The sequence below is a fragment of the Streptomyces sp. NPDC093795 genome (genome assembly GCF_044764665.1).
Taxonomy (GTDB): Bacteria; Actinomycetota; Actinomycetes; order Streptomycetales; family Streptomycetaceae; genus Streptomyces.
This window is the reverse complement of record NZ_JBIWIO010000007.1, coordinates 1-13,942: the sequence shown is the minus strand read 5'-3', so window position 1 is coordinate 13,942 and position 13,942 is coordinate 1. Positions and strand designations below refer to the sequence as shown.

12 protein-coding genes are annotated in these 13,942 nt (G+C 72.4%); 6 read left to right on the top strand and 6 right to left on the bottom strand.

Features of this window, described 5'->3' with window-relative positions; all coding sequences use genetic code 11:
• Window positions 1-10: 10 nt before the first annotated feature.
• Window positions 11-430, top strand: a complete 420-nt coding sequence (locus tag ACIRB7_RS19700) for a DUF742 domain-containing protein (protein ID WP_403600033.1) — start codon at window positions 11-13, stop codon at window positions 428-430.
• Entirely contained in the window at window positions 411-1,016 is a 606-nt protein-coding gene (locus tag ACIRB7_RS19695) for an ATP/GTP-binding protein (protein ID WP_351220645.1), read from the top strand. Before ACIRB7_RS19700 ends, ACIRB7_RS19695 begins: the two co-directional genes overlap by 20 nt.
• Before the next feature lie 65 nt (window positions 1,017-1,081).
• Here ACIRB7_RS19695 and ACIRB7_RS19690 read toward each other — a convergent pair whose 3' ends face one another.
• Window positions 1,082-1,903: a M15 family metallopeptidase gene (locus ACIRB7_RS19690; protein ID WP_403600031.1), complete on the bottom strand. Its 822-nt coding sequence runs from the start codon at window positions 1,901-1,903 to the stop codon at window positions 1,082-1,084.
• Window positions 1,904-1,964: 61 nt separating this feature from the next.
• Here ACIRB7_RS19690 and ACIRB7_RS19685 point away from each other — a divergent pair, with 61 nt between their 5' ends.
• Window positions 1,965-2,462 carry an NUDIX domain-containing protein gene (locus ACIRB7_RS19685; RefSeq protein ID WP_403601013.1) on the top strand — a complete coding sequence of 166 codons (498 nt, stop codon included), beginning with the start codon at window positions 1,965-1,967 and terminating at the stop codon, window positions 2,460-2,462.
• A 145-nt stretch (window positions 2,463-2,607) separates the two neighbouring features.
• On the opposite strand, the gene ACIRB7_RS19680 is transcribed toward ACIRB7_RS19685, so the two are convergent.
• Window positions 2,608-5,094, bottom strand: coding sequence for a glycoside hydrolase family 31 protein (locus ACIRB7_RS19680; RefSeq protein ID WP_403600029.1), 2,487 nt, complete (start codon window positions 5,092-5,094; stop codon window positions 2,608-2,610).
• Between the two features lie 215 nt (window positions 5,095-5,309).
• Here ACIRB7_RS19680 and ACIRB7_RS19675 point away from each other — a divergent pair, with 215 nt between their 5' ends.
• A complete protein-coding gene (locus tag ACIRB7_RS19675) occupies window positions 5,310-7,280 on the top strand; it encodes an acetoacetate--CoA ligase (RefSeq protein ID WP_403600026.1) in 1,971 nt (656 codons plus the stop codon).
• A gap of 275 nt (window positions 7,281-7,555) precedes the next feature.
• Here ACIRB7_RS19675 and ACIRB7_RS19670 read toward each other — a convergent pair whose 3' ends face one another.
• Window positions 7,556-8,875: an aminotransferase class I/II-fold pyridoxal phosphate-dependent enzyme gene (locus tag ACIRB7_RS19670; protein ID WP_403600024.1), complete on the bottom strand. Its 1,320-nt coding sequence runs from the start codon at window positions 8,873-8,875 to the stop codon at window positions 7,556-7,558.
• 45 nt (window positions 8,876-8,920) lie between these two features.
• Between ACIRB7_RS19670 and ACIRB7_RS19665 the strand changes: the two genes are divergently transcribed.
• Both ACIRB7_RS19665 and ACIRB7_RS19660 read left to right on the top strand, forming a co-directional pair.
• A complete protein-coding gene (locus ACIRB7_RS19665; RefSeq protein WP_403600021.1) occupies window positions 8,921-10,228 on the top strand; it encodes an MFS transporter in 1,308 nt (435 codons plus the stop codon).
• A 23-nt stretch (window positions 10,229-10,251) separates the two neighbouring features.
• The gene (locus tag ACIRB7_RS19660; protein WP_403600019.1) at window positions 10,252-11,154 is read left to right on the top strand and encodes a hypothetical protein; all 903 of its coding nucleotides are present in this window, start codon (window positions 10,252-10,254) and stop codon (window positions 11,152-11,154) included.
• Between the two features lie 74 nt (window positions 11,155-11,228).
• Here ACIRB7_RS19660 and ptsP read toward each other — a convergent pair whose 3' ends face one another.
• The 3 genes from ptsP to ACIRB7_RS19645 form a co-directional block, all read right to left on the bottom strand.
• Window positions 11,229-12,899, bottom strand: a complete 1,671-nt coding sequence (gene ptsP, locus ACIRB7_RS19655) for a phosphoenolpyruvate--protein phosphotransferase (protein ID WP_403600016.1) — start codon at window positions 12,897-12,899, stop codon at window positions 11,229-11,231.
• Window positions 12,900-12,979: 80 nt separating this feature from the next.
• A complete protein-coding gene (locus ACIRB7_RS19650) occupies window positions 12,980-13,429 on the bottom strand; it encodes a PTS glucose transporter subunit IIA (RefSeq protein WP_403600013.1) in 450 nt (149 codons plus the stop codon).
• A 252-nt stretch (window positions 13,430-13,681) separates the two neighbouring features.
• On the bottom strand, window positions 13,682-13,942 hold a 261-nt coding region (locus ACIRB7_RS19645; RefSeq protein ID WP_403600010.1), incomplete at its 5' end, for a hypothetical protein.

The following is a 13,942-nucleotide window of genomic DNA, read 5'->3' as shown; positions in this document are numbered from 1 at the left end:
GTGGGACGGCATGAGTGACGCAGCCGAGCGCAACCAGCTGAACGAGAGCCCGGCCCCGCACCACTGGTTCGACGACGAGGCCGGGCCGGTGGTCCGTCCGTACGCGATGACCCGCGGCCGGACCAGCGCCGCCACCCGTCACCGGCTCGACCTGATCGCGCTGGTCGTCCCCGAGCCCGCCGCCGACGATCCCGGCCGGGACCAGACGCTCTCCCCCGAACACGTGGAGATCGTCGAACGCTGCTCCGAGCAGCCACAGTCGATCGCCGAGCTCGCCGCCGGACTCGACCTCCCCGTCGGGGTGGTCCGGGTTCTCGTCGGTGATCTCGTCGAGGACGAACTCGTCCACGTGACCCGCCCCGTTCCGCCGGCCGAGCTGCCGGACGTGAGCATTCTCCGCGAGGTGATCAATGGCCTTCGGGCGCTCTAGCCGCAAAAAGCCCTTCGTCGAGCCGATGACCCTGAAGATCCTGGTCGCCGGCGGATTCGGGGTCGGCAAGACGACCCTGGTGGGCGCGGTCAGCGAGATCCGGCCCCTGCGGACGGAGGAGATCCTCAGTGAGGCGGGGCGGCCCGTCGACGACCTGCACGGCGTGGAGACCAAGACGACCACCACGGTCGCCATGGACTTCGGCCGGATCACCCTCCGCGAGGACCTCGTCCTGTACTTGTTCGGCACCCCGGGCCAGGACCGTTTCTGGTTCCTGTGGGACGAGCTGGCGCAGGGCGCGCTCGGCGCGGTCGTCCTCGCGGACACCCGTCGCCTGGAGGACAGCTTCGCGGCCATCGACTACTTCGAGCGGCGCGGCATCCCCTTCACGGTGGCCGTCAACTGCTTCGAGGGCGCGCAGCGCTTCCCCGCCGAGAGCGTGCGCGGGGCGCTCGACCTGGACCCCGAGGTCGAGCTCGTGATGTGCGACGCCCGCGACCGCGAGTCCGTGAAGAACGTCCTCGTGGCCGTCGTCCAACACGCCCTGGTCCTCGCGGACCGGACCCACGCGGGCGCGACGACCTGACGGTTGAGGCCCCCGCACGCGGGGGCCTCAACACACCGCCACCCGCGCAGCCGGGATTCCCGCACTCAGTGCCCGGCCACCGACCTCCGCGCCACCGGGAAGTCGAAGAACGTGCTCGGGAACGGCTCCGGCTTGAACGTGAAGTGCCACCACTCCTCCGGCAGGTTCACGAACCCCTGCTCGACGAGCGCCGATTTCAGCAGCTGACGGTTGGCCCGCTGCGCGCCCTGGATCCGCGGGTCGTCGGTGTGCGAGAGCGTGTCGAAGCAGTCGTACCCCGTCCCCATGTCCACGGAGTTGTCGGGGAACCGCTCCGACCGCGGCGCGAAGCACTCCACCAGCTGCTCGCCCGGCACGTACGCGCGCGTGGGCACCGCCGGCAGCCGCACGATCGTCAGATCCACCGTCGAACCGCGACTGTGGCCCGACTTCTCCGCGATGTAACCGTCCGCGAACAGTCTCGACTTGTCGACGAGCGGATAGAACTCCTCCTTCATCCGCTCGTCTCCCAGATCCTTCGCCCACCGTACGAAGTGGTCGACGGCCCGCTGCGGCCGGTAGCAGTCGTACACCTTCAGCGTGTATCCCCGCGCGAGGAGACGCGCCTGCGCGCGGTGCAGCGCCTCGGCGGCCGGCCGGGTCAGGATGCACAGCGGCTGCCGGTAGCCGTCCACCGGCTCACCCACGAAGTTGTGCGGAGTCGTGTAGCGCATCTCCTGAAGGATCGTCCGGTCCACCGAACTCAGGGCCACGAACTCCGGTGGGGCCTTCGGCTCCGGCGCGGCCGACGCCGGGGGAGCGGGGGCGGCGACGGCGCCGGTGACGGCGAGCAGCCCGGCCGCGGCCGTGACGGCGAGGATACGGAAAGCGGAAGCAAGTCCTGTCATGCACACCGTCTATCAGTTCCGGCAGCGCCGAGAAAGGGTGATCGCATACCGTCGGGCCGTGATGGACTCCCACTGCTCCTGCTGCGGCGCCGCCCACCCGGCCGACGCCGGCTGGCCGCGCACCTGCCCGGCCTGCGGACACACCGCCTACCGCAACCCCCTGCCCGTGGCCGTCGCCCTGCTCCCCGTCACGGACGGAAAGGGAACGGGCCTCGTCGTCATCACCCGCGCCATCGAGCCCGCGCGGGGCGAGGTCGCCCTGCCCGGTGGTTTCATCGACCACGGTGAGGACTGGCGCGCCGCCGTCGCCCGCGAACTGCGCGAGGAGACCGGCATCGAGGCCTCCGCCGAGGAGGTCCGCCTCGCCGACGCGATGAGCTCCCCGGCCGGCCACCTCCTCCTCTTCGGCCTCCTCCCGCCCCGCCGCGCCGCCGAACTCCCGCCCTCGGCCCCGACGGACGAGACGAGCGGCCACCACGCGCTCCACGCGCCCGTGGAACTGGCCTTCCCCCTCCACACGGAGGCGGTACGGAAGTGGTTCGCGGGGGCGTACGACTGACGGGGCGGAGGGCTGGAGGCCGGGGGCCTGTACGCGGGCGAGGGCCCAAGCCCTGCTACGAGCCCGGTTACGGCTTTCGCCCGTCACCGGACTACGAGTGTCCGGATACGGGTCCCACCCGTCACCGCGATACGGGCCCCACCCGTCACACCCCCCGCACCCGCACCGGCAGCCCCGGCGCCTCCACCCCGGCGTCCGTCATCCGCTCCACCACCACCCGGCCGTCCACGAGCCGCGACTGGTACCGCTCGATCTCGGCCGGCTCCCAGCCGTCCCCCGTGTCCCGCACGACGAGCCCCCCGCCCGTCCGCCCCGCGGCGGGCGCCCACACCTCCAGGGCCAGGCCGCCGCCCTCACCCCGCACCGGGAGCACCGCCCCCGCCCGCACCAGGACCGGGATCCGGGAGAGCGGCGCGTCGAGCAGCACCTGCCCGGGCCCCTCGTACGCCTGCCCCGTCGCCGTGTCGTACCAGCGCCCGCGCGGCAGCCGCACCGCCCGCCGGTCGGCGCCCCGTGTCAGGACCGGCGCCACGAGGAGCGCGTCGCCGAGCAGGAACGCGTCCTCGCAGTCGCGCAGCGCCCGGTCCTCCGGCGTTCCCCACCACAGCGGGCGTACGTACGGGGCGCCCGTCATCCGGGCGAGCCGGGCCAGGGTCATGAAGTACGGCCGCAGCCGCTCCCGTTCGGCCAGCGCCACGCGCGCGTGCTCCAGGACCTCCGGTCCGAACTCCCACGGTTCGCGCCGCCCCGCGCCGATCGCCGCGTGCGTACGGAACAGCGGCAGCCACGCCCCCAGCTGGTACCAGCGCAGGAACAGCTCCGGTGTCGGGCTGCCGTCGAACCCACCCACGTCCGGCCCCGAGTACGGCACCCCGCACAGCCCGAGACCCAGGACCAGGGCGAGCGAGGCCCGCAGCCCCGGCCACCCCGTCGCCACGTCACCCGACCAGGTGCCCCCGTACCGCTGCATGCCCGCCCAGCCCGACCGCGAGAAGAGGAAGGGCCGCTCGTCGGGCCGCAGCCGGCACAGCCCCTCGTACCCGGCCCGCGCCATCGCGAGGCCGTACACGTTGTGCGCCTCGCGGTGGTCGCCGCCCCGGCCGTCGAGGGCGTGCCGCGCGGAACGCGGCAGCGTCATGTCACCGAAGGGGGCGAAGGACACCGGCTCGTTCATGTCGTGCCAGACCCCGGCGAAGCCCTGCCGGAGCCGCTCCTCGTAGAGGCCGCCCCACCACTCCCGTACCGCGGGATCGGTGAAGTCCGGGTAGGCGCACTCGCCCGGCCACACCACTCCGCGGACCTCACCGCCCCGCGCGTCCCGGACGAAGGCCCCCGCCGCCCGCCCACTGTCGTAGACCGCGTTCCCCGGCTCGGCCTTCACCGCCGGGTCCACGATCGACACGAGCCGCACGCCCTGCTCCCGCAGCTCCGCCGCGAGCCCCGGCAGATCGGGGAACCGCTCCCGGTCGACCGTGAACACCTGATGCTCGTCGTAGTGGTCGATGTCCAGGTGTACGGCTGACAGCGGCAGCCCGCGCTCCCGGTACCCGGCGACGACCCTGCGCACCTCCTGCGCGCTCCCGAACCCCCAGCGCGCGTGCTGCGGTCCGAGCGCCCAGTCGGGCGGCAGCGCGGGAGCACCCGTGAGCGCGGCCCAGCCGTGGAGTACGCGCGCGGGGGTGCCGACCACGACCCAGCAGCGCAGCGGCCCGCCGCCCATCCGGACCTCGCTGGTCCCCGGCCGGTCGTGCCCCGACCCCGCCCCTTCCTCGCCCTCGGCAAGGGTGACCCGGCCGTCCCAGGAGTTGTCGTGGAACGCCAGGTGGGTCCCGGCGTCCGAGACGACGAACTGCACGGGCATGGTGAGGTAGAGCGGATCGTCCCCGGGGCCGAAACTCCCCTTGGGGTCGGTGTTCCACAGCCGGTACGAGCCGTCCCGCAGCCGCGGCCCCGCCGACCGCCCGCCGAGCCCGAAGAACCGCGCGTCCGCCGGCACCTCGCTCCGCTGCACCCAACGCGCACGCCCGACCGCGACCGCCCCGTCCGGCGCACCGCCCGCCGCGACCGACCCGCCCGCCGCGCCATCCACCGCGACCGCCCCGTCCCGCGCACCCCCGACCGTCTCCGTCACGGCCATGGCGCCCGGTCCCGTGGCCGCCTCCCCGCTCCCCACCGGCTCCCACCAGCGCGGCGGCAGGTCCCGGCGCAGCATCACCCCGCCAGGTGTCCGGATCTCCACGGCCCCGTGCCGGGAGACCGCGACCGTCACCCGCTCCGACACGATCCGCCAGCCGCCGTCGGTGTCCGGCTCGAGGCAGGCCCGCGGATCCGGGTCGGGCGCCTCACCGGCCAGGGCGTACGAGGGAAGCGGCCCGGCCCCGTCCCACCCCCAGAACACGGTGCCGCCCGGCGACACGCAGACCCGCAGCGAGGACCGGGCGAAACGGATGGTCCCCCCTCCCGGAGCGGCTTCCGCCTCCGTCGCGAGACCCGGCACCCGAGCCCGTTCCGGCCCCCTCGGCGGCAGCCCCCACGCGTCCGTACGGCGCTGCCGCCACGCCGCCCGCACCGTCCGCAACCCCCGCACCGAACCGAACACCTTGATCGAACGCACCAGTTCACGACCGTCCATGGTGATCACCCTGCCACCCACCAGGGGCGATACGAGCTCCGTTCAACTTCCGTTCACCCGTGGTGGGAGCACATATTCAACTGCCCGACCATGGGCGGGCAGCCCTGGTGCGAAAGACGATCACATGGCATCGTCCTGTCAGCCGCGTCGCGCGCACACCCCAGCACGTGCGCGGGACACACGCCGACCCCGCGTACAGCCAGGGAGCCGCCCCAATGACATCAGCGCAGACCGAGCCGCTCTGGCAGCCGGACGACGAACGCATCGCCACGGCCGCCGTCACCCGCTTCCAGACCTGGGCGGCCGAGCACCACGGCGCCCCGGCGGAGGGCGGGTACCCGGCGCTCCACCGCTGGTCGGTCGACGAGCTCGAAGCCTTCTGGAAGGCGGTCGTCGAGTGGTTCGACATCCGCTTCTCCACCCCGTACGAGCGAATCCTCGGCGACCGGTCGATGCCCGGCGCCGACTGGTTCCCCGGCGCCACCCTCAACTACGCCGAGCACGCGCTGCGCGCCGCCGACGAGCGCCCCCATGACACGGCTCTGCTCCATGTGGACGAGACACATGAGCCCCTGCCGACCACCTGGGCCGAGCTCCGCCGCCAGGTGGGCTCCCTCGCCGCGGAACTGCGCGCCCTCGGAGTACGACCCGGCGACCGGATCAGCGGCTACCTGCCCAACGTCCCGCAGTCCGTCGTGGCCCTCCTCGCCACCGCGGCGGTCGGCGGCGTATGGACCTCCTGCGCCCCGGACTTCGGCGCCCGCAGCGTCCTGGACCGCTTCCAGCAGGTCGAACCGGTCGTCCTCTTCACCGTCGACGGCTACCGCTACGGCGGAAAGGAGCACGACCGCCGCGACACCGTCGCCGAGCTCCGCGCCGAGCTGCCCACCCTCCGCGCGGTCGTCCACATCCCGCTCCTCGGCACCCCGGCCCCCGAAGGCACGCTCGCCTGGTCCGACCTCGTCGCCGCCGACGTCGAGCCGGTCTACGAGCAGGTCCCCTTCTCGCACCCGCTGTGGGTCCTGTACTCCTCCGGCACGACCGGCCTCCCGAAGGCCATCGTCCAGTCCCAGGGCGGCATCCTCGTCGAGCACGTCAAGCAGCTGGGCCTGCACTGCGACCTCGGGCCCGAGGACGTGTTCTTCTGGTACACCTCCACCGGCTGGATGATGTGGAACTTCCTCGTCTCCGGCCTGCTCACCGGAACGACCGTCGTCCTGTACGACGGAAGCCCCGGCTACCCGGACACGGCCGCCCAGTGGCGCGTCGCCGAACGCACCCGCGCCACCCTGTACGGCACCTCCGCCGCCTACGTCATGGCCTGCGCCAAGGCGGACGTCCACCCCGGCCGCGACTTCGACCTCTCCGCCGTGAAGTGCGTCGCCACCACCGGCTCCCCGCTGCCGCCCGACGGCTTCCGCTGGCTCCACGACGAGGTCCGCGAGAACCTCTGGATCGCCTCCGTCAGCGGCGGCACCGACGTCTGCTCCTGCTTCGCGGGCGCCGTCCCGACCCTCCCGGTCCACATCGGTGAGCTCCAGGCGGCGGGCCTCGGCACCGACCTCCAGGCCTGGGACCCCTCCGGCAAGCCGGTCATCGGCGAGGTCGGCGAACTGGTCGTCACCAACCCCATGCCGTCCATGCCGATCCACTTCTGGAACGACCCCGACGGCAGCCGCTACCGCGACAGCTACTTCGAGATGTTCCCGGGCGCCTGGCGCCACGGCGACTGGATCACGATCACCGACCACGGCTCGGTCGTCATCCACGGCCGCTCCGACTCCACCCTGAACCGCCAGGGCGTACGGATGGGGAGCGCCGATATCTATGAGGCCGTGGAACGCCTCCCGGAGATCCGCGAATCCCTCGTGATCGGCCTGGAGGAGCCGGACGGCGGCTACTGGATGCCGCTCTTCGTCCACCTCGTGGAGGGCGCCACCCTGGACGAGGAGCTGATCGCCCGCATCAAGAGGACGATCCGCAGCGAACTCTCCCCGCGCCACGTCCCCGACGAGATCATCGAGGTCCCGGGCGTCCCCCACACCCTCACCGGCAAGCGCATCGAGGTCCCCGTCAAGCGCCTCCTCCAGGGCACGCCCCTGGCCAAGGCCGTCAACGCGGGCTCGGTCGACGACCTGGGCCTCCTCCACTTCTACGAAACGCTGGCGGCCTCCCGACGGGGCTGACGGGTCGCTACGCCCTCGTTGCCCCCGGCAGCGCGCCGGGGGCACCGACGACCGCCGACGTCGTACGGTCGAAGACCCACCAGGTCCGTTCCCCATACGCGGTACGGGCGACGGCAATGCCCTCACGGCCGGCGGCGTCCGTCGCGGACGGCACCACGGGTCACCCCGGGAAGCCGCGCTGGACTTCCGGGGCGTGGCCCCTCCCCGACCCACCCCGGCGGCACAACGAACGCTCCGGGTGACCGACCCCCGGAGCGCTCCGCCGCCTCCCCGCGTCACCCGCCGTACGTCGCCTGCGCGTCGCCGAGCACCTCCGCGAAGTCCGCCGCGAGGCGCGTCGCGTCGTCGGGCGCGAGCGTCGCCGTCGTGATCCGTACCGCGGGCGGCGCCGCGATCCGGAACCGCGCCCCCGCGGCGACCCACCACCCCTGTGTCCGCAGCCCGTTCACCACCGCCGACTCGTCCCGTACCGGCACCCACACGTTCATCCCGCTCGCCCCGACCGCCCGGATCCCGTACGTCCCGAGCGCACCGATCAGAGCCGCGCGCCGCTCCCCGTACGCCGTCTCGCCCGCCGCCACGAGCGCGCGTACCGCACCGTCGCCGAAAAGACCGGCCACCGTGTCCTGGAGTACGTGGCTGACCCAGCCGGAGGTCATCAGCATCCGCCCGTCGTGACGCGCCAGCGTCACCGCGTCGCCCGCGAGCCCGGCCCAGCGCAGATCGATCCCGAGGTGTTTCGACACCGTCCGTACCTGTGCCCACCGGTCCAGCCCCGCCGCCGCGAGCGTGTACGCCGCCGCCCCGCCGACCTCCGCGTTGTGGTCGTCCTCGACCACGAGCACCTCGGGGAACCCCCTCAGCACCGCGACGAGTTCGTCCCGCCGCGACCGGGTGAAGAACGCCCCGGTCGGACACTGCCCCCGCGGGCTGCACACCACCGCGCGCACCCCGCCCCGAAGCGCAGTCCGCAGCGACTCCGGTACGAGCCCCTCGCCGTCCACGGCCACGGGGACGATCCGCAGCCCCAACGCCGGTACGAGGTCGAGCAGATGGTGGAAACCGGGGTCCTCCACGGCCACCGCGTCACCGGGCCGCAGCTCCGTGGAGAGAAGCCGCGCGATGCAGTCGAGCGCCCCGTGCGCGAAGGTCACGTGCCGGGCGGGAACCCCGTCCCGCTCGAACCACGCCCGGGTCGCCTCTTCGAGTGCCGCGAGCCGAGGCGCGGCGCGATGGGACCCGTACACCGGGGTCACCGTCGACGGCGGACGCAGTACGGGGAGGAAGGCCGGGTCCGGATGGCCGCCCGCCAGGTCCACCAAGCCGTCCGGCACGCGCGGCGGACGCCGGGAGGCGACCGAGGGAACGTCCGCCACCACGGTCCCGCCCCGGCCCCGCGTGACGACCAGCCCCCGCTGCCGCAGCTCCTTGTAGGCCGTTGCGACGGTCCCCGGACTCACCTCCAGCGTGTCCGCGAGCCTCCGCACGGGCGGCAGTGCGTCGCCCGGAGCGAGCCTGCCCTCGGTCACGCCCTGCTCGACGGACGCGGCAATCCCCTTGGCCGTCGTCCCCTCGATCGCATATTGTGCTGTCACGTAGTCAATTATGTATCAATACAAAGAAGTTGGCAAGGGGGACCTTTGAGCCGCTCCACCCGTACCACCCGTTCCAGCCACCTCAGCCGATCAGCCCTCAAGGACCGCATCCCCGGAGGCCCCGACGGCCGCCGCATGCTCCTCATCGGCTTCATCGACAAGTGCGGCACCGGTCTCTGGTCCACGGCCATGGCCCTCTACTTCACCTACGTCACCGGCCTCGGCCTCGGCCAGGTCGGCCTCCTCATCGCCGTCGCGGGCGCGGCCGGCATCGCGGGCGCCCCCCTCGGCGGCCTCCTCGCCGACCGCTTCCCCCTCGTCCGCGTCATCATCTGCACCCAACTGCTGCGCGCCACGGCCCTCCTCGCCCTCCTCACCACCGACGACTACGTGCTGCTCGTCCTCTTCTCGGCGGCCGGCGCCCTGCCCGACCGCGCCACCAACGTCCTCACCAAGCTCTACGCCGCCCGAGTCGCAGGACCCGACCGCGTCCGCTACCAGGCGATCAACCGCACCACCTCCAACATCGGCTGGACCATCGGCGGGCTCGGCGCGGCGGCCGCCCTCGCCGTCGGCACCACCACCGCCTTCCACCTCCTGCTCGTCGGAGACGTCCTCTCCTACCTCCTGATGGCGGCCCTCACCCTCCGCTGCGCCGAACCCCCCGCCCCCGCCGCCTCCCGCGTCACCGCCGCGTCCACCGACGCGAGGCCCGCCACCGCCAAGCCCACCAACCCCTGGCGCGACCGGGGCTTCCTCGCCTTCACCGCGGGCGAGTCGGTCTTCTTCCTCCACGACTCGATCCTCCAGGTCGCCCTGCCGCTCTGGATCGTCCACGCCACCGACGCCCCCGTCGGCCTCGCCCCCCTCCTGATGGTCGCCAACAGCGCCCTCGTCGTGACCTTCCAGGTCCCGCTCTCCCGCTACGGCTCCTCCACGGAAGCCGCCCGGCGCCTCCTCGCCCCCGTCGCGGGCCTCTTCGCCGTCGGCACGCTCGCCCTGACCGTCTCGGCCCTGGGCGGCCGGACCCTCTCCATCACGGCTCTGATCACCGCGGCCGTGGCCCTCACCTTCGCCGAGATGATCCACACCATCGCGTCCTGGGAGCTCTCGGTCGCCCTGGCCCCCGACGACGCCCAGGGCGCCTACCTCGGGGTCCACGGCCTCGCCCAGTCCACCCAGCGCTGCGCGGGCCCACTCCTCATGACGGCCCTCGTCTCCGCCGGCCCCCTGGCCTGGCCAGTCCTCGGCGCCGCCCTCGTCACCGCCAGCGCCGCCCAGAGCCGTCTCGTCCGCCGACGCCTCCCCGAACCGTCACTGTCAGTGGCGAAGGTTACGGTGAGTGAGCACTGATCGGACCGTCACCAGGGGGAGACATGACACGGACCGGCACCACCCAGGCACACCTCAGGCGCGCCCTGCGCCGCGAAGTCCCCAGCACCGTCGGCCTCCTCGCCGACGAGCACGACTTCACGGCCATGCGCCGCTACCGCACCTTCGCGTTCGACGACCACACCACCTACCTCCGGCAGGTCGAGGCCCTCCTCAAGACCCTCGCCACCCAGGGCGGCCACACCACCGTCGCCCTCTTCGACCCCGAGGAGTACGCGGCCTACTGCGCCGAGACCACCATCGACCCCGACCACCCCACCAGCCGCAGCCGCTTCACCGCCCACCTCGCCGCCACCGGAGCCCACGTCACCTACACCGGGCAGCCCCTCAGCACCCTCCTGCCCGAGCTCATCGACACCACCGTCCGCCACGCCACCTGGGAGTACGCCACGACCGTCCTCGCCACCGCGGGCGACTGCGCCACCTGCGGCAAGGACATCGGCAAAGCCGCCTTCGAGCGGGCCGCCCGACTCCTCGCGCGCCTCCTCGACGCCGCGGGGCCCGGCACCCACCACCTCGTGTGCAGCGTCCCGGCGGCCGACGACCAACTCATCGCCGTCCTCCACGCCCACGGCACCCCGCAGCCCACCACCACCGTCGACGACGCCGCAGCCGCCGAGTTCACCGCGGTCCTCGCCGCCGGCATCACCCTCGGGACACCGGGCGGACTCGTCCTGCGCACCAGCAACCCGGGGGACCGCGACCGACTCCACGGCTGGCGCCTCGCCGGCGGCACCCTCACCCCGCTCACCGAGGCCGAGGTCTTCGCCGCCTACTGCACCGACGCCCGCACCGGAGAACCGCTCTCACCCGAACCGGGCGTCGACCACCGCGCCGGCTTCCCCCTCGCCCCCGACCCCGACGACGACTGGACCACCCACCACTGACCCCGCACACGCCGAAGGGGCTCCCCGCCACCCAGTGACGGAAAGCCCCTTCGTACGTCGGCGAACGCCCGGGATCACTCCCCGGACAGCACCGCCTGAGCGGCCACACGCGCCTCGTGCGCCGTGTCCGCCGCACGCGCCGCGGCCGCGGCCCGCTCACACTGCGCCAGCGTGTACTTGGCCAGCGTCGCCCGCACATACGGAATGGACGCCGCACCCATGGAAAGGGAGGTGACCCCCAGACCCGTCAGGACACAGGCGAGCAGCGGGTCCGCGGCAGCCTCGCCACAGACACCACAGCTCTTGCCCTCGGCCTTGGCCGCCTCGGCGGACAGCGCCACCAGGTCGAGCAGCGCCGGCTGCCACGGGTCCTGGAGCCGGGACACCGCACCGACCTGACGGTCGGCCGCGAAGGTGTACTGCGCCAGGTCGTTGGTGCCCAGCGACAGGAACTCGACCTCCTGAAGGATCGAGCGCGCCCGCAGCGCGGCGGACGGAATCTCGACCATCGCACCGAACTTCGCCCGCAGCCCCGCCTCACGGCACGCGTCGGCGAACGCCCTCGCGTCCGTACGGTCGGCCACCATCGGAGCCATGACCTCGAGGTACACCGGCAGACCCTCGGCCGCCTTCGCCAGCGCGGTCAGCTGCGTCCGCAGCACATCCGGGTGCTCGAGCAGCGACCGGAGACCCCGCACACCGAGCGCGGGGTTCGGCTCGTCCGCCGGCGTCAGGAAGTCCAGCGGCTTGTCGGCACCCGCGTCGAGAACCCGCACGACCACACGGCCCTCGGGGAAGGCCTCGAGCACCTTGCGGTAGGCCTCGATCTGCTTCTCCTCGGACGGAGCCTTCTCGCTGTCGTCCAGGAAGAGGAACTCGGTACGGAAGAGCCCGACGCCCTCAGCCCCGGCCTCGACCGCGGCCGGCACGTCCGCCGGACCCCCGACGTTGGCCAGCAGCGGCACCTTGTGCCCGTCCGAGGTCGCACCAGGACCACTGGACGTGGCGAGCGCCGCCTTGCGCTCGGCGGCGGCCTTCGTCAGCGCCGCCTTCTTCTCCTCGCTCGGATCCACGAAGAGCTCACCGGTCGAACCGTCGACCGCGATGAGCGTGCCCTCGGCCAGCTCGCCCGCACCCGGCAGCGCGACGATGGCCGGCACACCGAGCGCCCGCGCCAGAATCGCGCTGTGGCTGGTCGGCCCGCCCTCCTCCGTGACGAACCCGAGCACGAGCGTCGGGTCGAGCAGCGCCGTGTCGGCGGGCGCCAGGTCCCGCGCGATGAGCACGTACGGCTCGTCGCTGTCCGGCACGCCGGGCATCGGCACACCGAGCAACCGCGCGACGATCCGGTTCCGCACGTCGTCGAGGTCGGCGACCCGCCCGGCCATGTACTCACCGGCACCCGCGAGCAGCTCGCGGTAGTGCGAGAAGGCGTCGTAGATACCGCGCTCGGCCGTGCTGCCCACGGCGATCCTGCGGTCGACATCTGCGATGAGCTCCGGGTCCTGGGCGATCATCGCCTGGGCCTCCAGCACGTGCTGCGCCTCACCGCCGGCCAGATTGCCGCGCGCGATCAGATCCGCGGCGACAGCTTCGACGGCCTGACGGGCGCGCCCCTGTTCGCGCTCCGCCTCGTCCGCCGGAATCTGCTTGGCCGGCGGCTCGAGAACCGCCGTACCCATGTGCCGGACCTCGCCGATCGCCACACCGTGGCTGACGCCGACGCCTCGCAGCGTTGTCTCCATCTCACCCGTCTCCGATAGAGCGGCGGCACCCGCCGCCGCGTTGAATGTCGAACTCGCGGTCGTCACGAGGACGAACCGGCTCAGCGCCAGCCGAAGAGCTCGTCGCCGGCCTTCACGTCACCGTCTTCGACGACGTCGGAGAGCGAGTCCGCGGTGGCCTCGAGAGCCACGACGGGACAGATGGGGGACTTGCCCGCGGCCTCGACGTCCGTGGGGTTCCAGCGCACGACGGCCTGTCCGCGCGTCACGGTGTCACCCTTCTTGACGAGCAGCTCGAAGCCCTGCCCGTTGAGCTGAACGGTGTCGATACCGAGGTGGGTCAGAACGCCGTGGCCCTCGCTGTCGACGACGACGAAGGCGTGCGGGTGCATGGAGACGATGACCCCGTCGATGGGGGAGACGGCCTCCGAGGGCTCACGTACGGGATCGATGGCGGTACCGGGACCGACCATCGCACCGGAGAAGACCGGGTCGGGAACTGCGGCGAGACCGATGGCGCGTCCAGCAAGCGGCGACGTCACGGTTGTCATGGGAAGCCTCCCAGGGGCGGAGATTGTGTGGCGCCGTCACTACCTGTCCTGGACGGCGTACTGTTCTGAAGCGTATGTCATAGGAAGTCCCGGTTCCGCACGAGACGTACCAGTTGGGCGGAGCTAGGGACTACCGGAAACGATTTGCCTCAACTGACGGTGGGATGTACTGTCGTACTCCTGCCTGACCCCAACGCGGCCTTGAGTCGCGGGTCGGCAGCACCTATCAAGCCAGATCCTAACCCCAGTGGTCTACACCTCTGCATGCTCGCAGGGATGTGGTCGGGGGGCCCGGAAAAGCCTGGTAGTGTTTGACCCCGCCGGGAACGGAAAAGCGAAAGCGAATTCAAATCCCGGCAGCCCGCTCCAGCGGGTGGCAGAAACGGAAATCGAGTCTGCTAAGCTGGAAACACGAAATACCGAAGGGAAGCCCGGAGGAAAGCCCGAGAGGGTGAGTACAAAGGAAGCGTCCGTTCCTTGAGAACTCAACAGCGTGCCAAAAATCAACGCCAG

Excerpts from the sequence above, each read along its gene's own strand:
- ACIRB7_RS19700 (WP_403600033.1), top strand. The coding sequence starts at position 11 with ATGAGTGACGCAGCCGAGCGCAACCAGCTGAACGAGAGCCCGGCCCCG.
- ACIRB7_RS19695 (WP_351220645.1), top strand. The coding sequence starts at position 411 with ATGGCCTTCGGGCGCTCTAGCCGCAAAAAGCCCTTCGTCGAGCCGATG.
- ACIRB7_RS19690 (WP_403600031.1), bottom strand. The coding sequence starts at position 1,903 with ATGACAGGACTTGCTTCCGCTTTCCGTATCCTCGCCGTCACGGCCGCG.
- ACIRB7_RS19685 (WP_403601013.1), top strand. The coding sequence starts at position 1,965 with ATGGACTCCCACTGCTCCTGCTGCGGCGCCGCCCACCCGGCCGACGCC.
- ACIRB7_RS19680 (WP_403600029.1), bottom strand. The coding sequence starts at position 5,094 with ATGGACGGTCGTGAACTGGTGCGTTCGATCAAGGTGTTCGGTTCGGTG.
- ACIRB7_RS19675 (WP_403600026.1), top strand. The coding sequence starts at position 5,310 with ATGACATCAGCGCAGACCGAGCCGCTCTGGCAGCCGGACGACGAACGC.
- ACIRB7_RS19660 (WP_403600019.1), top strand. The coding sequence starts at position 10,252 with ATGACACGGACCGGCACCACCCAGGCACACCTCAGGCGCGCCCTGCGC.
- ptsP (WP_403600016.1), bottom strand. The coding sequence starts at position 12,899 with ATGGAGACAACGCTGCGAGGCGTCGGCGTCAGCCACGGTGTGGCGATC.
- ACIRB7_RS19650 (WP_403600013.1), bottom strand. The coding sequence starts at position 13,429 with ATGACAACCGTGACGTCGCCGCTTGCTGGACGCGCCATCGGTCTCGCC.